22 protein-coding genes are annotated in these 20,269 nt (G+C 57.7%); 15 read left to right on the forward strand and 7 right to left on the reverse strand.

Annotated elements, in window-relative coordinates; genetic code table 11:
• The first annotated feature begins 86 nt into the window (after nucleotides 1-86).
• The 5 genes from ACJ5NV_RS09460 (at nucleotide 87) to gluQRS (ending at nucleotide 4,804) form a co-directional block, all read left to right on the forward strand.
• A complete protein-coding gene (locus ACJ5NV_RS09460; RefSeq protein ID WP_411643432.1) occupies nucleotides 87-803 on the forward strand; it encodes a hypothetical protein in 717 nt (238 codons plus the stop codon).
• Nucleotides 804-1,060: 257 nt separating this feature from the next.
• Nucleotides 1,061-1,804: a hypothetical protein gene (locus ACJ5NV_RS09465; RefSeq protein WP_411643433.1), complete on the forward strand. Its 744-nt coding sequence runs from the start codon at nucleotides 1,061-1,063 to the stop codon at nucleotides 1,802-1,804.
• A gap of 84 nt (nucleotides 1,805-1,888) precedes the next feature.
• The gene (gene trmFO / locus ACJ5NV_RS09470; protein WP_411643434.1) at nucleotides 1,889-3,244 is read left to right on the forward strand and encodes a methylenetetrahydrofolate--tRNA-(uracil(54)-C(5))-methyltransferase (FADH(2)-oxidizing) TrmFO; all 1,356 of its coding nucleotides are present in this window, start codon (nucleotides 1,889-1,891) and stop codon (nucleotides 3,242-3,244) included.
• Nucleotides 3,245-3,266: 22 nt separating this feature from the next.
• Complete coding sequence (locus tag ACJ5NV_RS09475; protein WP_411643435.1) at nucleotides 3,267-3,884, forward strand: class I SAM-dependent DNA methyltransferase; 618 nt, start codon at nucleotides 3,267-3,269, stop codon at nucleotides 3,882-3,884.
• Nucleotides 3,881-4,804 carry a tRNA glutamyl-Q(34) synthetase GluQRS gene (gene gluQRS / locus ACJ5NV_RS09480; protein WP_411643436.1) on the forward strand — a complete coding sequence of 308 codons (924 nt, stop codon included), beginning with the start codon at nucleotides 3,881-3,883 and terminating at the stop codon, nucleotides 4,802-4,804. Before ACJ5NV_RS09475 ends, gluQRS begins: the two co-directional genes overlap by 4 nt.
• Here gluQRS and hisI read toward each other — a convergent pair.
• Nucleotides 4,773-5,147 (reverse strand): phosphoribosyl-AMP cyclohydrolase, encoded by a 375-nt coding sequence (gene hisI / locus ACJ5NV_RS09485; protein ID WP_411643437.1) that lies wholly within the window; start codon nucleotides 5,145-5,147, stop codon nucleotides 4,773-4,775. The two genes, gluQRS and hisI, sit on opposite strands and share 32 nt — an antisense overlap.
• A 67-nt stretch (nucleotides 5,148-5,214) precedes the next feature.
• Between hisI and ACJ5NV_RS09490 the strand changes: the two genes are divergently transcribed.
• Nucleotides 5,215-5,661 (forward strand): iron-sulfur cluster assembly scaffold protein, encoded by a 447-nt coding sequence (locus ACJ5NV_RS09490; RefSeq protein ID WP_411643438.1) that lies wholly within the window; start codon nucleotides 5,215-5,217, stop codon nucleotides 5,659-5,661.
• Between the two features lie 201 nt (nucleotides 5,662-5,862).
• On the opposite strand, the gene ACJ5NV_RS09495 is transcribed toward ACJ5NV_RS09490, so the two are convergent.
• From ACJ5NV_RS09495 to sciP, 5 genes are all read right to left on the reverse strand, one after another.
• On the reverse strand, nucleotides 5,863-5,985 hold the full coding sequence (locus ACJ5NV_RS09495; protein WP_411643439.1) for a hypothetical protein: 123 nt from the start codon (nucleotides 5,983-5,985) through the stop codon (nucleotides 5,863-5,865).
• A gap of 99 nt (nucleotides 5,986-6,084) precedes the next feature.
• Nucleotides 6,085-8,175, reverse strand: a complete 2,091-nt coding sequence (recG, locus tag ACJ5NV_RS09500) for an ATP-dependent DNA helicase RecG (protein ID WP_411643440.1) — start codon at nucleotides 8,173-8,175, stop codon at nucleotides 6,085-6,087.
• Nucleotides 8,172-10,271, reverse strand: a complete 2,100-nt coding sequence (ligA, locus tag ACJ5NV_RS09505; RefSeq protein WP_411643606.1) for an NAD-dependent DNA ligase LigA — start codon at nucleotides 10,269-10,271, stop codon at nucleotides 8,172-8,174. The genes recG and ligA overlap by 4 nt, the downstream gene beginning before the upstream one ends.
• A 170-nt stretch (nucleotides 10,272-10,441) precedes the next feature.
• Nucleotides 10,442-11,155 carry a response regulator transcription factor CtrA gene (gene ctrA, locus ACJ5NV_RS09510; RefSeq protein WP_411643441.1) on the reverse strand — a complete coding sequence of 238 codons (714 nt, stop codon included), beginning with the start codon at nucleotides 11,153-11,155 and terminating at the stop codon, nucleotides 10,442-10,444.
• A gap of 91 nt (nucleotides 11,156-11,246) precedes the next feature.
• Nucleotides 11,247-11,525 (reverse strand): CtrA inhibitor SciP, encoded by a 279-nt coding sequence (gene sciP / locus ACJ5NV_RS09515; RefSeq protein ID WP_411643442.1) that lies wholly within the window; start codon nucleotides 11,523-11,525, stop codon nucleotides 11,247-11,249.
• A gap of 130 nt (nucleotides 11,526-11,655) precedes the next feature.
• Here sciP and mnmA point away from each other — a divergent pair, with 130 nt between their 5' ends.
• From mnmA to ACJ5NV_RS09560, 9 genes are all read left to right on the forward strand, one after another.
• Complete coding sequence (gene mnmA, locus ACJ5NV_RS09520; RefSeq protein ID WP_411643443.1) at nucleotides 11,656-12,792, forward strand: tRNA 2-thiouridine(34) synthase MnmA; 1,137 nt, start codon at nucleotides 11,656-11,658, stop codon at nucleotides 12,790-12,792.
• 541 nt (nucleotides 12,793-13,333) lie between these two features.
• Complete coding sequence (locus ACJ5NV_RS09525) at nucleotides 13,334-13,792, forward strand: YHS domain-containing (seleno)protein (RefSeq protein WP_411643444.1); 459 nt, start codon at nucleotides 13,334-13,336, stop codon at nucleotides 13,790-13,792.
• Nucleotides 13,793-13,892: 100 nt separating this feature from the next.
• Nucleotides 13,893-14,756 carry an ATPase gene (locus ACJ5NV_RS09530; RefSeq protein WP_411643445.1) on the forward strand — a complete coding sequence of 288 codons (864 nt, stop codon included), beginning with the start codon at nucleotides 13,893-13,895 and terminating at the stop codon, nucleotides 14,754-14,756.
• A gap of 38 nt (nucleotides 14,757-14,794) precedes the next feature.
• On the forward strand, nucleotides 14,795-15,712 hold the full coding sequence (gene metA, locus ACJ5NV_RS09535; protein WP_411643446.1) for a homoserine O-acetyltransferase MetA: 918 nt from the start codon (nucleotides 14,795-14,797) through the stop codon (nucleotides 15,710-15,712).
• On the forward strand, nucleotides 15,702-16,691 hold the full coding sequence (locus tag ACJ5NV_RS09540) for an alpha/beta fold hydrolase (RefSeq protein WP_411643447.1): 990 nt from the start codon (nucleotides 15,702-15,704) through the stop codon (nucleotides 16,689-16,691). The genes metA and ACJ5NV_RS09540 overlap by 11 nt, the downstream gene beginning before the upstream one ends.
• 142 nt (nucleotides 16,692-16,833) lie before the next feature.
• The gene (gene ppk2, locus ACJ5NV_RS09545) at nucleotides 16,834-17,703 is read left to right on the forward strand and encodes a polyphosphate kinase 2 (RefSeq protein ID WP_411643448.1); all 870 of its coding nucleotides are present in this window, start codon (nucleotides 16,834-16,836) and stop codon (nucleotides 17,701-17,703) included.
• Nucleotides 17,696-18,313 (forward strand): TetR/AcrR family transcriptional regulator, encoded by a 618-nt coding sequence (locus ACJ5NV_RS09550; RefSeq protein ID WP_411643449.1) that lies wholly within the window; start codon nucleotides 17,696-17,698, stop codon nucleotides 18,311-18,313. The genes ppk2 and ACJ5NV_RS09550 overlap by 8 nt, the downstream gene beginning before the upstream one ends.
• A 1-nt stretch (nucleotide 18,314) precedes the next feature.
• Nucleotides 18,315-18,830 carry an acyloxyacyl hydrolase gene (locus ACJ5NV_RS09555; protein WP_411643450.1) on the forward strand — a complete coding sequence of 172 codons (516 nt, stop codon included), beginning with the start codon at nucleotides 18,315-18,317 and terminating at the stop codon, nucleotides 18,828-18,830.
• A 353-nt stretch (nucleotides 18,831-19,183) separates the two neighbouring features.
• On the forward strand, nucleotides 19,184-19,516 hold the full coding sequence (locus tag ACJ5NV_RS09560) for a hypothetical protein (RefSeq protein ID WP_411643451.1): 333 nt from the start codon (nucleotides 19,184-19,186) through the stop codon (nucleotides 19,514-19,516).
• Nucleotides 19,517-19,864: 348 nt separating this feature from the next.
• On the opposite strand, the gene ACJ5NV_RS09565 is transcribed toward ACJ5NV_RS09560, so the two are convergent.
• Nucleotides 19,865-20,236 carry a VOC family protein gene (locus tag ACJ5NV_RS09565; RefSeq protein ID WP_411643452.1) on the reverse strand — a complete coding sequence of 124 codons (372 nt, stop codon included), beginning with the start codon at nucleotides 20,234-20,236 and terminating at the stop codon, nucleotides 19,865-19,867.
• Nucleotides 20,237-20,269: the final 33 nt, after the last annotated feature.

Below are 20,269 nucleotides of genomic sequence, written 5' to 3' on the forward strand. Positions count from 1 at the left end.
TTTCCGCCAAGGAAATCAAGGTGGATAGACGCATTCGAAATGATCGGCGATACCTTCTGTGTCACGTATAAATCAAAGGTAAGACGATGCTTAACAAACTCCTCCTGTCGACAGCAATCCTCTGCGTCAGCGCAACAGCGGGCCTCGCTCAGGGCTTCAGCGGTGCCGAAATCGGTATCGAATACTCAGACCTGACTGACCTCGAGGATTTCAGCGGAACCAACTACTACGGCTCTGCTGAATTCGACATCATGCAAGGTGTCGCGGTTGCCGGCGATTTCGCGATCTACGATTTCGAACTTGGCGACGCCGATATCAGTAACTTTACGTTGCACGGCATCTACAACCTGAACCCGACCACATCGCTTGGTCTCTTCTTTGGCCAAGACAATGTCGATGACAGTACCGTCGACAATATCGGCTTCGAAGCGGCATATAATTTCGGTTATGGTACGGCGCAGGGCTATATCGGACAGGGTGATGATGGTAGCGACCAAGTTACATATATCGGTGCTGCCGGGGATTACGGTCTGGGCAGCGGATTCAGTGTCACCGCAGCATTCGATAGTGCCGACCTGGATGATGCGACGATCTCCAAATTTGAATTTGGGGGCGAATATGCGCTGCCGGCAGGTGTGAAATTCTCAGCTGCAATTGGCAACCTGAGCCTTGATGATAGTGGTGTCGACGTTGACGAAAACTACTTCTCGATTGGTGCCAGCATCGGCCTAGGCCCGAAGAATGGCACAACGTTTAACCGCAGAAGCTTTTTTGAAGCCAACAGCATCGGCGTGGATTCCTAATACGATAGCGGCCTGGTATCGACAGCACATCGCCCCACGGCGATGCAGCTGATCCGCACCGGGCCGCAATCACAGCACAACACAGAACCAAATCGTTCTTCTTCGGCTTCTGTTATTTTCCGCCAACAATAAGCGGTTATTCGCCTAGATTTTATTGTATTTTTCCAACAGGTTGCCACGATGACGACTTACCTACTTTGAGGCCAAGTCAGGGGCGATATAGTCAGCATTATATCTTCCGTAACCAGGACCTTTCGATGAACACTCAAATCCCCCTCGTGCTTGCGGCTTTGGTCGCAACTACTACACCTGCGCTGGCCCAAGAATTCACCGGCGCAAAGTTTAGTGCAAACTACGCCTTCGTTGCCGAAGATGGTGCAGATCTCACAGGAACGTCACTCAACGCCAGCGGCGGGGTCACTCTGTCGCGACAATTTGCATTGGGCGGCAGCCTGGCGACGTATAATATCGCCACAGACGATAGCGACGTCGACCTGTTCAACGCGACACTGCGCGCGCTGTATCGCGTCGGACCAGACGCCACCGTTGGTGGATTCTTCGCATATGACAGCATCGAAGATCTAGATCAGGAAACTTACGGCATCGAAACCGGCTATGACACGCGCAGTTCTCATTTTGAGGCCTACTACGGCGTCATAGACGTGGAAGATGACAGCGAACAAAGTATCTATGGCGCAGAGGCTTCATTCGACGTCGCCCCGAATTTCGCCGTGAATGCTGCATTTGACACATTCCGCACGTCCATTGGCGACGCAGATAGTACACAAACAGTTACAACGCTGGGCGGCACTTTCAAGCTTGGAAACGGCGCAACGGTCTACGGGAATTTTGGTGCCCTGAACGTCGAATCCACCAACGGTATTATCGAGATCAGCGGCGATGCCAATGTTGCGGGCATCGGTGTGTCCTTCGATGTTGGATCAGGGCGCGGGACCGTCATGGACAACCGCAGCTTCATCAAAGCAACGCTGCCTTTCTAAATCACGTAATCCCTTACAGGTTGCACAAAGGTCCGCGTCCAGCGGGCCTTTTCTTTTGGCCACGCTCCGCCTAAATCACCTCTTATGGAAAACACACTCAACATCATCGGTGGCGGCATGGCCGGGTCCGAGGCCGCATGGCAGGCAGCCCATGCAGGGCTGAACGTCATCATCCACGAAATGCGCCCCAAGGTCGAAACCTTTGCCCACCGTACCGGCAATCTGGGCGAGATGGTGTGCTCCAACTCCTTCCGCTCTGATGACCATGAACAAAACGCTGTCGGCCTGCTGCATTGGGAAATGATGCAAGCCAACGGGTTGATCATGCAGACCGCTTATAAACACCGGCTACCTGCCGGTGGCGCGCTGGCCGTGGACCGCGATCCTTTTGCCGAAAGCATCACCGCCGCGCTGAGTGCGCATCCCAATGTCAGTATCCGCTATGATGAAATCACCGCCCTGCCCGACGATGGCCATTGGATCATCGCGACCGGGCCGCTGACCTCCGGCGCACTGGCCGAGGCAATCAAAACCGAAACCGGCGCAGAGGCGCTCGCATTTTTCGATGCCATTGCCCCCATCGTCTATCACGACAGCATCAATATGGACGTGGCTTGGATGCAGTCGCGCTATGACAAAGGCGAAACGCTGGAAGAACAGACCGCCTACCTCAACTGCCCGATGTCCAAAGACCAGTATGAGGCCTTCATTGACGCGCTCTTGGCAGCGGAGAAAACGGCATTCAAAGAAGGCGAAACTGCCGGGTATTTTGATGGTTGCCTCCCGATTGAGGTAATGGCCGAACGCGGGCGCGAAACCCTGCGCTTTGGTCCGATGAAACCGGTCGGGCTGACCAATGCCAATGACCCGACCAATAAACCCTACGCGGTCGTGCAACTGCGCCGCGACAATGCGCTTGGCACGCTTTACAATATCGTCGGCTTTCAGACCAAAATGAAATATGGCGCGCAAAAGGATGTTTTCAAAATGATTCCGGGGTTAGAGTGCGCCGAGTTCGCCCGCCTCGGTGGCATACACCGGAACACATTCATCAATTCGCCAACACTGCTGGACGATCAAATGCGCCTGCGTGCGCGGCCCAATATCCGCTTTGCAGGTCAGATCACAGGCGTTGAAGGCTACGTTGAATCTGCCGCCATGGGTCTGCTTGCCGGCCGTATGGCTGTGGCGGAACTCACCGGGCAAACCCTGCCGCCCGTGCCCGATACCACCGCCATGGGGGCGCTTGTCACCCATATCACTGGCGGGGCCGAAGCAAAGACATTCCAACCCATGAACGTCAATTTCGGCCTCTTCCCGCCGGTGGACGGGATCAAGGGCGGGCGGCGCGGGCGCAAGGATCGCTACAAAGCCTACACCGACCGCGCCAAAACCGACTGGCAGGCATGGCTGGGGCAAATGGCGCTGGACGCCGCCTGAGCGGGCGCGCTACCCTGACATCATGGCCGATAAAAAGGATAAACTGCGCCCCGAACTCTGGGCCAAGCGCAGCATAGCGGACACGATCGCCCTCTATGCTGAATGGGCCGATCGGTACGAAGCAGATGTAACCGCACGCGGCTATCACACGCCCGCACGGGTTACCGCCGCGGTGAAGGATCATGTGAAACCCAACGCCACGATACTCGATTTCGGCTGTGGCACTGGGTTTGCCGGACAGGTGCTGCACGACGCAGATTTCCAAAACCTGCATGGCACCGATGTCAGCCCAGAAATGCTGGAAAAGGCCAGCGCACGCGGTGTCTACGCCAAAACATGGCTTTCAAACCCGGGTAAGCTGAGCTTCGGGCGCGGGGCCTACCCTGTCATTGTGGCTGTTGGCGTCATCGGGCTTGGCGCTGCACCGGCTGACACGCTGGGTGCGCTTGTGGGCAAACTGAACACCGGCGACCTGCTTGCCTTTTCCTACAATGACCCGACACTGGAAGATCCGGCATACACCGACGCGCTCAGCACCGAACTCGGCAGTGGCCAGGCCGAGATTATCTTTCGCGAACATGGGCCCCATCTGACGGATGTCGGCATGGGCGCAGATGTCATCATCCTGCGGCGCAGATGATCACCCGCTTCGCGCCTTCACCCACCGGACCGCTGCATCTGGGCCACGCCTATTCTGCGATGCTGGCCCATGACATGGCGATGGCGGCGGGCGGGACGTTCTTGCTGCGGATCGAAAATATCGACCAATCCCGCGCCCGCCCGGAATGGGAGGCGCAGATTTATGACGATCTGCGCTGGTTAGGCCTGTGGTGGCCAGAGCATGTGATGCGGCAATCGGAACGGATGCCAGCCTATGAACAAGCGCTGGACCAGCTCTGGCTGGCTGGGCTGCTCTATCCCTGCGGATGCACCCGCCGCGATATTGAGGAGGCCGCCAGCGCCCCGCAGGAAGGCGCGCCGATGCACGGGCCGGACGGGATCATCTATCCCGGCACCTGTCGTGGGCGGATGTCCTATGAGCGAGTATTTTCCGAACAATATCCGCGACCTAAGGGTGATCCTCTGCGGTTGGACATGACACTTGCCACCCATAATTCACACGCCTTCGAGCACCGCATTAGCCAAGCCGGTGGCGGTTGGAAGTGGTTTTGCGGTTACCAAGAGCAAGGCAACGCTGTCGAGCAGAACGGCTTGATCGAGTTCACGCCGGACCATATGATCAACCAAGTTGGCGACGTCGTCCTGTCGCGCCTGAACATGGGCACGTCCTACCATCTGTCGGTCGTCGTGGATGACGCGGCGCAAGGAATCACCGATGTGGTACGCGGGGCCGATCTGGCCGAAGCGACCCCAATCCACGCCCTGCTGCAAAAGCTGCTGGGTCTGCCCACGCCCATCTACCATCACCACCGGCTGATCCGGGATGAAGCCGGCAAGCGTCTGGCCAAGCGGGACGATGCACGCGCCATTTCAAAATACAGGGCCGAAGGTGCAACGCCGAATGATATCAGGCGCTTGGTGGGTCTTCCGGAAGTTTGACGACCTCGACCTCTTCACCATTTTGGACAGCGGTGTAGAAACAAGTGCGGCGGCCCGTGTGACAGGCAGCACCTTCCTGTTGCACCTCGACCAAAAGGCAATCGCGGTCACAATCAATGCGCAGTTCCACCAGCGTCTGTGTGTGCCCGCTGGTCGCGCCCTTGATCCAGAATTCCTGCCGGGATCGGGACCAATAGGTCACCTGCCCCGTCTCCAGCGTTTTGGCCACCGCTTCCGCATTCATCCATGCCATCATCAGCACCTCGCCGGATGTCGCATCCTGCGCAATCACGGGGATCAGCCCGGCGTCATTATAGGTCAGGCTGGCGGGATCGAAGGGCATGTCAAAAACCTTTGAAACGGGATCGGTAAAGTCTATCTAAGGGGGACGACGACGAAGGGCAAACACGATGTCAGCAGAAAACGACATGATCAAACTCTATTCCGGGCGCATCCTTGCGCTCGCCGCTGATATGCCCCGGACGGCGCGGTTGGGTAGCCCTTCGGCCAGCGCCAAGAAACGCTCGCCACTTTGCGGATCCACCGTCACCGTGGACGTTGTCCTAACGGATGGGATCATCACAGATTACGGGCAAGACGTAAAAGCCTGCGCATTGGGTCAGGCGGCTGCGGCTGTCGTCGGCGCGCATATCGTCGGGACGACGCCTGCACAGGTACAGCAAGGGCGGGATCAGCTTTTCGCGATGCTGAAATCTGACGGCCCTGCCCCCGACGCGCCCTTTGATGGGCTAGAGGTGCTGCAACCGGCAAAAGATTACAAAAACCGGCACGCCTCGATCATGCTGGCCTTCGATGCCACGCTAGATGCGCTTGAGGCCAGCAAAGCCACCGCCTGAAACTTCTGCAAATCTATCCCCTAAAGAAAAAACCGCCGCACATCCGGGACGGGATGGCGGCGGCAGTCAAAGCGGTCGCTCCGGTCATATATCCATGGGGAGAGGCAACCCCCGCATGGGACATTAGACAGGCAGGTCATCAGACATTGCATTCTTGGGACAGGGCAATGTGAGCGTGACCGGAGCCAACCGCCAGGGAGGTCAGATCAAGCCAGGCAAAGCCAATCCGACAAGCAACATAACCATCAGGGCAGCAACACCAAGCGCATCCATAAGGATTGTGTCGCGGGAACGGACAATGATGGATTTGATCTCTCGTGCCATGGTGTTCTCCTAACGTTCTGTTGCCGCTTTGTTCTCACACAGTTAACCTTATGTAAAGAACTTTTTAAGAACATTTGCGAACATTTTGCGTGAAGCGCGCTAACCCACTGACATCAAACGGATCGCCTTGTCCTGTTCCATCAGCCACAATAGCGTCCGCGCGGACTTGCCGCGCTCTGTCTCCAACGCTGGATCATCATGCAGCAGCTTGCGGGCGTCCGATTGCGCTAATGCCATCAGCGCCGTTTGCCGTTCCAGATCAGCAATGCGAAAGCGCGGCAGGCCCGATTGTGCCGTGCCGATCACATCGCCCGCCCCGCGCATTGAAAGGTCTTCCTCGGAAATCCGAAACCCATCCTCGGTCTCGCGCAAGATTTCCAGCCTGCGCCGCCCCCCCTCGGTCAGCGGCGATTGATAAAGCAGCAAGCAAGTCGATGCCGCAGACCCGCGTCCGACCCGGCCCCGCAACTGGTGCAGTTGCGCCAACCCGAAATGCTCTGCCCGCTCGATCATCATGATCGAGGCATTGGGCACATTCACCCCGACCTCAATCACCGTGGTGGCCACCAAGACCTTGGTGTCGCCCGCCACAAACCGGGCCATTGCCGCGTCCTTCTCAGCAGGCGGCATCTGGCCATGCACTAGGCCCACGACGCCTTCACCCAAAGTCGCACGCAGCTGTTTGAACCGTTCCTCAGCGGCGGTCATATCCATGACCTCGCTTTCCTCCACCAGCGGACACACCCAATAGGCCTGCCGCCCCTCGGCCACCGCATGGCGCAGCTTGTCCACAACCTCATCCATGCGGGACGTCGACACCAGCGCAGTCTGCACCGGCATCCGACCGGGCGGCTTTTCATCCAGAACAGAAACATCCATATCGCCATATTGCGCCAGCGCCAGCGAACGCGGGATCGGCGTGGCGGTCATCACCAGCACATCCACCGCCTGCCCTTTGGCCCCCAGTTCCATCCGCTGGGCCACGCCAAAGCGGTGCTGTTCGTCGATCACAGCCAGCCGTAGATCGTGGAAATGCACATCCTTTTGAAACACCGCATGGGTGCCGACAAGAATATCAATCCGCCCATCGGCCAAAGCCGCAAGCTTCGCCTTGCGCTCGCTCCCTTTGTCGCGGCCGGTCAGGATCTCAAGCACCACACCGGCGCTCTCGGCCAAGGGACGCAACCCTTCCAGATGCTGCCGGGCAAGGATTTCCGTCGGGGCCATCATCACGCCCTGCCCGCCCGCCTCAACCACGCTTAGCAGCGCCATAAGCGCCACCAGCGTCTTACCTGACCCAACATCCCCCTGCAGCAACCGGTTCATCCGCAGTTCAGTCGCGAGATCGGCAGCGATTTCACCAATCGCACGGCTCTGCGCGCCGGTGGGCTGATAAGGCAGCGCCGCCAATACCTTATCCCGCAAAACCCCGGTCCCTTGCGACACACGACCCTTGCCACGGCGCACCGCACTGCGGGCCAAGGCGAGCGTGATCTGATGGGCAAACAGCTCATCATAGGCCAACCGCTGTCGGGCCGGATCGTCAGGCGACAAATCTGCGGTCGCCCCCGGCGCATGCACTTTTTCCAGCGCCTCATACCAATCCGGCCAGCCCTCGCGCGCTTTCAGCGGCGCGTCGATCCATTCCGGCAAATGCGGTGCCATCGCCACCGCCGACCGTGTCGCCTTCCACATCAGTTTCTGCGAAATCCCCGCATGAAGCGGATAAACCGGCTCATACGTCGGAATATCCGATGCCTCATCCGGCGGCAGCACATGATCAGGATGCACGATCTGCGCAATCCCATCGAAAATCTCAACTTTGCCTGACACCACGCGACGCTGACCAGTTGGCAACAAGCGCTGCAAATAATCCCCGCGCGCATGAAAGAACACCAGCTGAAATTCTGTCTGCGTATCAGTCACATGCACACGATACGGGCGACCCTTAGTGCGGGGCGGATAATGCGCGCCCACGGTCACCTGAACCGTCACGGTTACAGGGGGCACCACATCGCGAATGCTATCGCGGCGCTGCCGGTCCACGCCGGAATGCGGCAGGGTCATCAGCATATCGCGCGGCTTTGCAATTCCCGCCTGCTCAAGCGTCTGCGCTGTCTTCGGACCGATCCCATCCAGCGCCGTCAATGCGCCGAACAGCGGAAACAAAACCTCCGGACGGCCCGTCATGCGTCGCCGATCAGGGCCAGCCAGGCATCTTCATCCATGGTTTGGACGCCAAGCGCTTCTGCTTTGGTCGCCTTGGACCCGGCCCCCGGCCCTGCAATCAGGATATCCGTCTTGGCACTGACAGAGCCCGACACTTTCGCGCCCAGCGATTCCGCGCGCGCCTTCGCCTCGGCCCGTGTCATCTTTTCCAGCGTGCCGGTGAACACAACTGTCTTGCCTGCAACCGGGCTGTCGGTCGCCACCGCCTCTGCATCTTCGACCTGCAAATGGCCAACCAGCGCATCGATGGATGCACGCTCTGCCTCTTGCTGCATCGCAGTGATAACGGATGTGGCCATGACAGCGCCGACCCCGTCGATGCCAATCAAATCTTCCCAGATTTCGCCATCACCGACCGAGGCCCCGGTCATCGCGGCCTCGAACGCGGCCCATGATGTGTAGTGATTGGCCAATGTCGATGCAGCAGATTCGCCCACATGCCGAATGCCAAAGGAAAATATCAGCCGGTGCAGCGGGATTTTCCGTTTGTCATCAATCGCATCAAAGAGATTGTTCGCGCTTTTCTCGCCCCAGCCTTCGCGGTTCTTCAACTGCTGCATGCCGGTGCTATAGCGCTCGCGCAAAGTAAAGATATCGGCGGGCGTGCTGATCCAACCATCCGAATAGAATTGCTCGACCTGCTTCGCGCCCAGCCCTTCAATATCAAAGGCCGCACGCGACACGAAATGTTTCAGCTTTTCAACGGCCTGCGCAGGGCAAATCATACCACCCGCGCAGCGACGCACCGCATCGCCCTCTTCGCGGATCGCCTCTGATCCGCATTCGGGGCAAGTGACGGGAAACTGATAAGGCACCGCACCATCCGGCCGGCGACTTAAATCCACATCCTTGATTTTGGGGATCACGTCACCCGCACGGTAAACCTGCACCCAATCACCAATCTGAATATCACGGCCCTCGCGGATCGGCTGCCCATCTCCGTCACGGCCAGCGATGTAATCTTCGTTATGCAACGTCGCGTTCGAGACCACCACGCCACCCACCGTCACCGGCTTCAGCCGCGCCACCGGTGACAGCGCACCAGTACGGCCGACCTGAATGTCAATGGATTCCAATGTGGTCCAAGCCAGCTCTGCCGGGAATTTATGCGCCACCGCCCAGCGGGGTGTGGTCGAACGAAACCCCAAACGACGCTGTAATTCCAGATCGTCAACTTTGTAGACCACCCCGTCGATGTCATACCCCAGTGCGGCGCGCCGTTCCTCGATCATATGGTAATGGGCCAGCATCGCCGCAGGTCCATCGCAGGTGACCGTCAGGTCATTCGTGACAAAGCCCATCGCGGCCAATCGCGCGATAGCGCCCGATTGCGTGTCAGCCAACGGCGCGGACAACGCCCCCCAAGCATATGCGAAAAAGCGCAGCGGACGGGATTTCGTGATACCGGCATCCAACTGGCGCAACGAACCTGCCGCCGCATTGCGCGGATTGGCAAAGGTTTTCCCACCTGACGCCGTCTGACGTTTATTCAACGCGGCAAAATCGGCGTGGCTCATATAAACCTCGCCGCGCACCTCCAACACATCAGGCGCATCAGCGATTTGCTGTGGAATATCATCAATCGTGCGGGCATTTGCCGTGACATTCTCGCCCACCGCGCCATCACCACGGGTTGCGGCCTGCACTAATGTGCCCTGCTCATAACGCAGTGACAGCGACAGCCCGTCAATTTTGGGTTCCGCCGTATAGGTCAGCGGAGCCTCAGCCGCGAGCCCCAGATACTTTCGGATCCGCACGTCGAAATCGGCAACATCTGCATCCTCAAACGCGTTGCCTAGTGACAGCATCCGCACTGCATGCTGCACCTTACTAAAGCCTTCGGCAATTGCGCCGCCAATCTGCTCACTCGGGCTATCCGCGCGTTTCAGCTTTGGAAAGCGCGCCTCAATCTCAAGGTTACGGCGCTTCAAGGCGTCGTAATCGGCATCGCTGATATCGGGGGCATCATCGCGGTGGTAAGCGGTATTGGCACGGTTCAGCGCCATGGCCAGCCAATCAAGTTCAGCCACGGCTTGATCCTCTGACAGCGCGTTCACTGTCAGATGTCCCGTATCCGGATGCCCTGCGCTGATTGCCTTTTCCACGTCGATGCCCCAACAAAATCACCCACCGCCAGACCAGCGGTGGGTGCAATTCTTAGGGACCCCGATTAAGGACGTCCAGTACCGATGCGTGAAGATCCGTGAGTGGCAGCCAACAATGCCGGTCAGGCGCCGATGGCAATCTTCTCTGCATTCGTGACAGGTTCCGGATCGCGCAGCACATAGCCGCGGCCCCAGACCGTTTCGATATAATTGTCGCCATCTGTCGCTTCGCTAAGCTTCTTGCGTAGCTTACAGATAAAGACGTCGATGATCTTAAGCTCAGGTTCGTCCATGCCGCCATAAAGATGGTTCAGGAACATTTCTTTGGTCAATGTTGTGCCCTTACGCAGGCTCAGCAGTTCCAGCATCTGATATTCTTTTCCCGTCAGATGCACGGTACTGCCATTCACTTCGACCGTTTTCGCGTCAAGATTAACCGAAATCTGGCCTGTCTTGATGATCGATTGCGCATGCCCCTTTGAACGACGGATAATCGCATGGATACGCGCGACGAGTTCTTCGCGATGGAAAGGTTTGGTCAGATAATCATCTGCGCCGAAACCAAAACCTTTCAGTTTACTTTCTGTGCCATCGTCCCCCGAAAGGATTAAGATCGGCGTATCAATACGGCTCAGGCGCAATTGTCGCAGCACCTCATGCCCATTCATATCCGGCAGATTAAGATCCAGAAGGATCAGGTCGTAATCGTAAAGTTTAGCAAGGTCGATCCCTTCCTCTCCCAGGTCAGTCGCATAGACATTAAGATTGGCATGGGTCAGCATCAACTCGATGCTTTTCGACGTAGTAGGGTCATCTTCAACCAGCAAGACACGCATACGAGTTCTCCACTCTTTCTTCGGTGTCGTTAACCTAAACGGTCAAAGGTTAATCACCCGTTACCATACCATGAGATCATCGCATCTCTACCTAGGGTTGTCTATACCGTTGTAAAGCCGTCGCCTTTAATGCGGCCTCACCATATTGTGTAACAGCGGTCTCCCATTCCGCAAATTCTTCGTCCGATAAACCATAACGCTCCATCGCTTCATTTCGTGTGATTAAACCACAGGTGACAGCGCGCACCACTGCCGCTTTTCTTGAAGCAACCCAACGTCTTGTCTTCTCTCCAGGCAGGTCTGCCCTTGTCATGATTGTGCCGTCCGGCATGGTGACGGACCGTGGGCCCTCTACCTTACGCAGATACATCTCGCACCCCTTCTTCATTTCTCCTGCCAAAGTTATGAACAGGTCCTGTTTAATGAGAAGTGTAAGCCCGACTTGAGAGTATTTAGCATTTTCCTATATTTGGCTACGAACCTCGTGTAGCTGGAAAAACATGTCCCTTGATTCGCCCCTGAACTCGCTCGGCTTTGCCAAGCCGCCCGCGCAAACCCGCGTTGTCGTCGCCATGTCCGGCGGCGTCGACAGTTCCGTCGTTGCGGCGCAACTGGCCGAAGAAGGCTATGATGTGGTCGGCGTGACGCTACAGCTTTATGACCACGGCGCAGCGCTGGCCAAAAAAGGGGCCTGTTGTGCAGGCCGCGATATTCATGATGCGCGCCGCGTGGCCGAAGACATGGGCTTTCCTCATTATGTGCTGGATTACGAAAACACCTTCCGCGAAGCCGTGATCGACGAATTCGCCGACAGCTATCTGGCGGGGGCAACACCTGTCCCCTGTATTCGGTGTAATGAGCGGGTGAAATTCAAGGATCTGTTGGAAACGGCAAAGGACCTTGATGCGGATTGCATGGCCACCGGCCATTATATCCAGCGCAAACTGGGGGATGCCGGGGCGGAACTACACGCCGCCGCTGACGGTAACCGCGACCAAAGCTATTTCCTGTTTTCCACGACACAAGCGCAGCTGGACTACCTGCGTTTCCCGCTCGGGCACCTGAAATCCAAGGATGAAACCCGCGCTTTGGCCGCGAAATACGGGCTTGGCGTCGCCGACAAACCCGACAGCCAGGACATCTGTTTTGTGCCTAACGGCAACTACGCCGCCGTCATCGAAAAACTGCGCCCCGGCGCAGCTGATCCGGGCGATATCGTGGATACGGACGGCAATGTGCTTGGCACCCACAGGGGCGTGATCCACTACACAGTTGGGCAACGGCGCGGCTTGGGGATCGGCGGGCTAGCTGATCCGCTCTACGTGGTCAAACTGGATGTGGACAAACGGCACGTCATAGTCGGCCCGAAAGAAATGCTCGCAACCCGCCGGGTGCCTATCCGCGAGGTGAACTGGCTGGGCGATGATGGGTTCGCCGACATGAAGGAACGGCACATAATGGTGCGGGTCCGCTCAACACGCCCGCCCACTGACGCGATCTTGCGCCCCATCTCTGCGACCGAGGCAGAAGTAGAACTCGCGGTCGCCGAACAAGGTGTCTCACCCGGCCAAGCCTGCGTGTTCTACGACCCGGATAGCACACGGGTTCTTGGGGGGGGATGGATCTGGCGTGGTTGATGCACATGCCGGGTCATCCGGCCATTCACAAAAAAACTGACACAATAACAAAAATTTAATATCATTAGGTGAAATTTGTAATCGGTTTAAACTTCACTTTGCCTGTTCTTTTGTTCAGTTTCGCCAAAAAGCCGCAGAATTGTCTGAGTTTTTCAGGATATATACAGCGCAGCGAAAGGAAACTATCGATGCCAGCACGCCTAAGAAAACATAGCTCCGAAGACGCCGCCGACGCGTTCTACGGTCAAAGCGAAAGCAGCTTTGACGATCAGCTCCAGCAACTTGGCGCAATTGATCCGCGTCTTGTAGCCGCTTTCAAACGGACCAGAGACCGGTATTTGGAACAACAGCGCGATCAACGTCCGCGTCTAAACTGATCCGGACCGGCACCGCCCCCGAAAAATCACCCGATAACGCAACGCTGTGACCAAGATTGGCACAGCTTCTTTCGTTGTAACAGGTGCTGACAAACGCGTGTCCCCTCTGGCGGCCGCCCGCCGTTTTGGTGATCCTTCTTGTGAACCACAGGATGGAGCCGATAATGACCCTGACCCGACGCCACTTTCTGACCACCACCATGGCATTCACCGCCGTCAGCTTTCTGGCGGGCCACGCGCTTGCGGATACATCGTCCATCTACGCCGAAGATGGCGTTGCGCTCGGCGGCACCGATGTCGTCGCCTATTTCACCCAAGGACAGCCCGTCGCGGGCAGCGCCGAAATCACGCAGGAATGGCAAGGGGTAACATGGCGCTTTGCGTCAGCGGACAACAAAGCAGCCTTCGCCGCTGACCCTTCCCGCTATGCACCGCAATATGGCCGCTACTGCGCCTATGCGGTCAGCGAAGGCTACACAGCCTCCACCACCCCCGAAGCCTGGCGCATCGTCGATGACAAACTTTACCTGAATTATTCCATCGGCGTGCAGCAACGCTGGGCACAGGATATTCCGGGCCGGATCGCAGCCGCTGACGCCAATTGGCCGTCCCTGCGAGAATAACCCGCCCTTTGTGACCTCAACGCCAGCCCTCTCCGCAGGCGCAGGTGATCTGCAAAATTCGGCTGGCACTCATCCACGCTTGGGCTTAACTCTGCGGGTCATGATCTACGCAAATGCTTCAGACTGGCGCAACGCCCCGCAGAAACGTGTCCTTCTCTTCGCGATGTCAGGGCTGGGTAAAACCTATCTGTCCACCATGTTGCGTGATCAGGGCGACTGGTTTCACTATTCCATCGATTACCGGATCGGCACGCGGTATATGGGCGAGTTGATCGCCGACAACGCCAAACGCGAAGCGATGAAGGTCCCGTTCCTGCGTGACCTGCTGCGATCCAACTCGATCTATATCGGCTCGAACATTTCCTTTGACGATCTGCGACCCGTCTCATCCTATCTGGGCAAACCCGGCGACCCGGACCGGGGCGGGCTGGTATGGGATGAATACACGCGGCGGCAGGATCAGTTTCAGGCCGCCGAAATCGCGGCTTTGCACGACACAGCGCATTTCATCGACCGGGCGCAAGCACTCTATCAATATCCGCATTTCATCTGTGACACGGGCGGATCCATCTGCGAATGGGTGGATGTGAACGACCCCGACGACCCGATCATGACTGATCTTGCGTCAAAAACACTGATGGTCTGGATCAAGGGAACCCAAGAACACACAGCAGAGCTGATCCGACGGTTCGACCGGGAACCCAAACCGATGTCCTACGACCCGGTCTTCCTGAAGGCCACCTGGGACGCTTACCTGAATGAATTCAACGTCGTACCTGACAAAGTGAACCCAAATGACTTTATCCGCTGGGCCTTTGCCAAGGCGCTCGCCCACCGGCAGCCGCGCTATCAGGCGATGGCAGATCGCTGGGGGATCACCGTCCCGCAGGAAGCTGTAGAGCAGGTCAAAGACACGGAGGGCTTTGTTGGCATGATCGCCGACGCACTTGAGATGCGAGGGTAAGCCGCCTATCTGTTTCCTCTGTTATCAGGACCCGTTCCATGCCCATCAAATTACCCGCCGCCCTGCCCGCCTATGACGTCCTTTCCAAAGAAGGCGTCATGGTGCTGGATGAAGACACCGCATCACGTCAGGATATCCGCCCGCTGCGGATAGCGCTGCTGAACCTGATGCCAAAGAAAATCCAGACCGAAAACCAGTTCGCCCGGCTGATCGGGGCCACACCGCTGCAGATCGAACTCAGCCTGGTGCGTATGTCCGAACACCAGGCGCGCAACACCGCGCCTGCGCATATGGAAGAATTCTACCGACCTTTCAGTGAGGTCCGCGATGAAAAATTTGACGGGCTGATCATCACCGGCGCGCCAATCGAACATCTGCCATTCCACGATGTGACCTATTGGGATGAGCTGACACAGGTCTTCGACTGGACGCAGACACATGTGCATTCCACCTTTGGCGTCTGCTGGGGTGGGATGGCCATGATCAACTATTTTCACGGGGTGCAAAAACACCTGCTGGATCACAAAGCATTCGGCTGCTTCCGGCATCGGATCACTGACGCGGCCTCCCCTTATCTGCGCGGGTTTTCAGATGATTGCGTGATCCCCGTCAGCCGCTGGACCGAAATGCGGCAACCTGAAATCGACGCCGCACCGGGATTGAAAACCCTGATCACCAGCGACGCGGCCGGGCCTTGTCTGGTCGAAGACCCAAAACATCGGGCGCTCTATATCTTTAACCATTTCGAATATGACAGCGGCACGCTGAAACAAGAATACGACCGGGACATCGCCAGCGGCACCCCGATCAACGTCCCGATGAACTACTACCCCGATGACGATCCCGCGAGGGAGCCGCAGAACAGGTGGCGAAGCCACGCGCATCTTCTATATGGCAACTGGATCAACGCGATCTATCAGACAACGCCATTCGAGGTAGACCATATTGGCACGTAGCACATTCGCCCTGACCGCCCTCACATTCGGGCTGACCGCCGTCGTCGCCGGCTGCGCCAACTACCGCACCACGCGGGCCGAAGCGACCTATCCCCCCGTGGGTGACTTCGTCGAGGTCACGGGCGGACGGGTGCATTATGTGCAGAACGGGACCGGACCGCATCTGATCCTGCTGCATGGGGCGGGCGGGAACCTACGCGAATTCACCTTTGATCTGATGGACCGGCTAACCGACCGCTACACTGTGACCGCATTCGACCGACCCGGCATGGGCTACACAGACCGGGTGCCCGGCGTGCAGAAAGGTGCCACAGCCACCGAAGGTGACGGCCCGCTGGAACAGGCCGCCATGCTGCGCGAGGCCGCAACAACAATCGGCATTACCGATCCCATCGTCGCCGGACACAGCTTTGGCGGGATCGTGGCCTACGCATGGGCCGTGAATGGGCTGGACCGGGACGCAGATGTAAACGCTGCGGCATTGGTCTCGATTTCCGGGGTCACAATGCCTTGGCCCGGTGATTTGGGGGCGTATTACCGGGTGAACGGCAGCGCCTTTGGCGGTGCTGTGGCGGTGCCGCTGATTTCTGCGCTTGTCCCTGAAAGCTTGGTGCAGGACCGGATCGAAGCCACTTTCGCACCCCAACCCGCCCCCGAAGGCTACGCCGAACATATCGGGGCAAGGCTGACGCTGCGGCCTGAAAGTTTCCGCGCCAATATCCGGCAGGTAAACACACTGCGGCCCAAAGTGGTGGCCCTGTCTCAGCGCTACCCGGAACTGACGCTGCCGGTCGAAATCATCCACGGCACGGCAGATACGACCGTGCCCATCGACATCCACGCCGAAGAGGTGCTTAAAATCCTCCCCTCGGCCAATCTGACGCGGCTGGACGGGATCGGGCATATGCCGCATCACACCAATCCAGACGCGGTCATTGCAGCCATCGACCGGGCGGCAGCACGTTCCGGACAACGGTAAGCAATTCCGACACAGGAATTGCCTCCAAATCCTCGCTGAGGATTTGGCATCAGACTTTGTGACAAAGTCTGCCCCCAGCTGACGGATTGCGCCGCCCCCCGAAAACCCCATATACGATAGGCAGACGATCGGGAGAGTTTTCATGGATTTACCATTCGATGGCGGCATCAGCCGCTATTACAGCGATGTTGCACCCGACGATATCCGGGAGACTATCTCAAATGCAGGCAAATCCACCATCCTGAACCCCAGCTACCCCTATGACAAACGCTGGGATCGCAAAGAATACGAGGGTGCGCTCAAAGACCTTCAGATCGAACTGGTGCGCATGCAGGCTTGGGCGCGCGATACCGGACAGCGGATCGCCATCGTCTTCGAAGGACGCGACGCGGCTGGTAAGGGCGGCACAATCAAACGACTGCGCGAAAACCTTAACCCGCGTGGCGCGCGGTTGGTGGCACTTCAGAAACCAACCGACACCGAAGCCGCACAATGGTATTTTCAACGCTATATCGCCCACTTGCCGGCAAAGGGCGAAATCACGATCTTTGACCGCAGCTGGTACAATCGCGGCGTGGTCGAACATGTGTTCGATTTCTGCACCGCTGACCAGCGGGAGCGCTGGTTCGCTCAGGTTCCTGAATTCGAACAGATGCTCGCCCATGAAGGCATCAAGCTTTTCAAATTCTGGCTCAATGTGGGGCGCGCCACCCAGTTGAAACGGTTCCTAGACCGGGAAAAAGACCCGCTGAAACAGTGGAAACTCAGTTGGATTGATGTCGAAGGTCTGTCGCGCTGGGACGCTTATAGCGACGCCATCGGCGAAACGCTCAGCCGAACCCATACCGACGCCGCCCCCTGGACGATCATCCGATCTGATGACAAACGGCGCGCGCGCGTCCAGACGATCCGCAGCATCCTGACCCCGCTGGACTACGCCCGCAAGAACCCTGACGCCGTCGGCCCAATCGACCTGAAAATTGCAGGGGGCCCTGACCTCTGGCATGGCTAAACGTGGATATCATCACGGCAATCTGCGCGCGGCGCTGATCGACGGCTGTCTGCGGCTGATCGAAAAGCGCGGCCCGACCGGTTTCACCCTCTCCGAAGCCGCGCGCGAGGCGGGCGTCACCCCCGCTGCCGTCTATCGCCATTTCGAAGGACGCGAAGACCTGATCGCTGCCGCCGCCCATGAAGGCTATGAAATGTTCGGCGACCTGATGGAACACGCCTATGACAGCGGGCAGCCATCAGCGCTCTCCGCGTTCGAGGCAACAGGCCGGGCCTATCTCGCCTTTGCCAACAAATATCCCGGCCACTACATCGCTATGTTCGAAAGCGGTATTTCGATCCATAGGACACCCGAACTACATGCCGTCGCAACCCGCGCCATGGGCGTGCTGGAAAAGGCGGCCGAGGAGCTCAGCCAGCACATCCCGGCCGACAAACGTCCGCCGCCGCAGATGTTCTCGGCGCATATCTGGGCCATGTCGCACGGGGTTGTCGAACTTTTCGCCCGCTCCAGCCCCGGCACCAAAAGCCCCTTCCCGCCCGAAGACTTGCTGGAATCCGGGATCGGGATTTATCTGCGCGGCCTTGGGCTGATTGAACAGGATAGCTGACATGGATGGCACGCTCGCTGTAATATGGCTGATCACCAGCCTGACCGATATGGGGTTGAACGAATGCCCCATAGGCTGCACCCGGCTGCAAGACGCACCATCGCGCTTGTCGCTGCAAGCCGCCAATGTGATCTTTCAAGAGGACGAGATCGGGCAGGAAATCTACCTTGGCTATGATGCACCCTACCGCTACGGCCCGTTCCATGTGACCTATGGCGCGTCTGTCACCGACGACGGTGCCGCTTGGATCGGCGCAGGCGCGAAATGGACCACGCGCAACCTGTCGGACAAACCATTTTTCATCGAATCCTCTTTCATGCCCGGCCTCTATACGCAGGGCGACGGGCCAGACCTTGGCGGCGCATTGCATTTCCGGGCGGCCATCGGCGCGGGCTACGTCTTTGGCAACGGCGCGACGCTCACAGTTAGCTATGACCACCGGTCAAACGGCGACACGCAAGATATAAATCCGGGACTGGAAACGCTCGCCATACGCTATGCAATCTCACTGGATTAAGCGTCGGACCATCCCCGCGCAAAAATTTGCGATGATCCGCGAATAAAATTCTCGGCCCATGCGTAACCTTGTTACTGGGACCAATTGCTGGTCACACACAACCTGAACAAGGACAGCACATGTACGAAACAACATCAGCATACCAATACTTTGCGTTGCCCGCACAGGTCTGTGGCTAGCGGCACGCGGTACACGCACCAGTTCCCCTGAAATCGACTGGTCAGCCATTTCACCCAAATGCCTGAGCAGAAAAATCGCGCGAACGCTATCAGGCGTAGCCTCTTCAACATGGCAAAACGCCAAACAAACAAACAAACAAACAAACCAAAATCAAACGAAGTTAGGAAAACACAATGTCTATCAAATCAATCGCCTTCGCCGCCATCGCAGCTGCAACCGTTGCAACGACCTCCAGCGCCGCAGAGACAACTTTCAACGCCCCTTGGCGTCTTGAGGCGGGCACAGTGCTGAACCTGGGGCTGATCAGATCAGAAGGTGACGGCGTTGTCGAAGTCTATGACTTTCACACCGGCCAACAAGGCAGGCTGTTGGGCAGCACAAACCTCAACGCCGGGGCAAACAACCATGTTCGGGTCAACACAGGTGGCAAAACGAGCCGTAATGTTCTGGCCGTCGTTGTCGTAGGCGGTCAGGTCGTTGCGACCAAAGATTTTGTCGTGCGCTAAAGCGTTTCGGCTTTAGCCTGAGACATCACAGATCACCAATTGCGTTTGAGCCGCAGGCGATAGGCAGCGATTGGTGATTCAGGTAAAAATCGAAATGCGCTAACCTCAGCATCCTCCCTGTCAGAAGACCGGCGTCAGTCATGGCGCCGGTTTTCCTTTTGTCGCCTCAGCCAACGTCATGCGAACGAAAAATCCGCGAAGGGTTTCAACGCTGGCAGCGCGCTCTATTTCCGGGCGGTTTTCTACGATCACGGCCCAAACGGTGACACGCAGGACCTGAATTCGGGACTGAAAACGCTTGCCATGCGTTAGGCAATCAGGGTGACCGCCCTGCCGATGCACCGTTCATTATCCATCATCAACCGGCTGCCACAGCTCAATCGGATTTCCCTCCGGATCATGTATGCGGGCGAATGAACCGACGCCTTCCATCTCATCACGGCGACCGATCTCGATCCCCGCGGCCTCAAGCTGCGTGATCATTGCCGCGAGGTCGCGCACCCGGAAATTCAACATCCATTGCTGCTCCATTGACCCGAAATAATCCGTATCGACCGCGAATGGCGCAAAAACGGCCGGACCTTCCGCCTGCATCCAAGGCGCATCGTCAGGTCCCGCCGGAACCGGGTTCACACCAAGATGCGCGTCATACCACGCCGCCAGCGCCTTTGGATCTTTGGCGCGGAAAAAGAACCCGCCAATCGCTGCAACACGTTCCATCGAAACCTCCCTTGCAAGCAGCTGCTTCCGCAG

Origin of the sequence: Loktanella agnita (assembly GCF_046640325.1) — a bacterium.
GTDB classification, from domain to species: Bacteria; Pseudomonadota; Alphaproteobacteria; order Rhodobacterales; family Rhodobacteraceae; genus Yoonia; species Yoonia agnita.

What these genes read in the sequence shown, in the direction of transcription:
- ACJ5NV_RS09460 (WP_411643432.1), top strand. Translation starts at nt 87, where the DNA reads ATGCTTAACAAACTCCTCCTGTCGACAGCAATCCTCTGCGTCAGCGCA.
- ACJ5NV_RS09465 (WP_411643433.1), top strand. Translation starts at nt 1,061, where the DNA reads ATGAACACTCAAATCCCCCTCGTGCTTGCGGCTTTGGTCGCAACTACT.
- trmFO (WP_411643434.1), top strand. Translation starts at nt 1,889, where the DNA reads ATGGAAAACACACTCAACATCATCGGTGGCGGCATGGCCGGGTCCGAG.
- ACJ5NV_RS09475 (WP_411643435.1), top strand. Translation starts at nt 3,267, where the DNA reads ATGGCCGATAAAAAGGATAAACTGCGCCCCGAACTCTGGGCCAAGCGC.
- gluQRS (WP_411643436.1), top strand. Translation starts at nt 3,881, where the DNA reads ATGATCACCCGCTTCGCGCCTTCACCCACCGGACCGCTGCATCTGGGC.
- hisI (WP_411643437.1), bottom strand. Translation starts at nt 5,147, where the DNA reads ATGCCCTTCGATCCCGCCAGCCTGACCTATAATGACGCCGGGCTGATC.
- ACJ5NV_RS09490 (WP_411643438.1), top strand. Translation starts at nt 5,215, where the DNA reads ATGTCAGCAGAAAACGACATGATCAAACTCTATTCCGGGCGCATCCTT.
- ACJ5NV_RS09495 (WP_411643439.1), bottom strand. Translation starts at nt 5,985, where the DNA reads ATGGCACGAGAGATCAAATCCATCATTGTCCGTTCCCGCGACACAATC.
- recG (WP_411643440.1), bottom strand. Translation starts at nt 8,175, where the DNA reads ATGACGGGCCGTCCGGAGGTTTTGTTTCCGCTGTTCGGCGCATTGACG.
- ctrA (WP_411643441.1), bottom strand. Translation starts at nt 11,155, where the DNA reads ATGCGTGTCTTGCTGGTTGAAGATGACCCTACTACGTCGAAAAGCATC.
- sciP (WP_411643442.1), bottom strand. Translation starts at nt 11,525, where the DNA reads ATGTATCTGCGTAAGGTAGAGGGCCCACGGTCCGTCACCATGCCGGAC.
- mnmA (WP_411643443.1), top strand. Translation starts at nt 11,656, where the DNA reads ATGTCCCTTGATTCGCCCCTGAACTCGCTCGGCTTTGCCAAGCCGCCC.
- ACJ5NV_RS09525 (WP_411643444.1), top strand. Translation starts at nt 13,334, where the DNA reads ATGACCCTGACCCGACGCCACTTTCTGACCACCACCATGGCATTCACC.
- ACJ5NV_RS09530 (WP_411643445.1), top strand. Translation starts at nt 13,893, where the DNA reads ATGATCTACGCAAATGCTTCAGACTGGCGCAACGCCCCGCAGAAACGT.
- metA (WP_411643446.1), top strand. Translation starts at nt 14,795, where the DNA reads ATGCCCATCAAATTACCCGCCGCCCTGCCCGCCTATGACGTCCTTTCC.
- ppk2 (WP_411643448.1), top strand. Translation starts at nt 16,834, where the DNA reads ATGGATTTACCATTCGATGGCGGCATCAGCCGCTATTACAGCGATGTT.
- ACJ5NV_RS09550 (WP_411643449.1), top strand. Translation starts at nt 17,696, where the DNA reads ATGGCTAAACGTGGATATCATCACGGCAATCTGCGCGCGGCGCTGATC.
- ACJ5NV_RS09555 (WP_411643450.1), top strand. Translation starts at nt 18,315, where the DNA reads ATGGATGGCACGCTCGCTGTAATATGGCTGATCACCAGCCTGACCGAT.
- ACJ5NV_RS09560 (WP_411643451.1), top strand. Translation starts at nt 19,184, where the DNA reads ATGTCTATCAAATCAATCGCCTTCGCCGCCATCGCAGCTGCAACCGTT.
- ACJ5NV_RS09565 (WP_411643452.1), bottom strand. Translation starts at nt 20,236, where the DNA reads ATGGAACGTGTTGCAGCGATTGGCGGGTTCTTTTTCCGCGCCAAAGAT.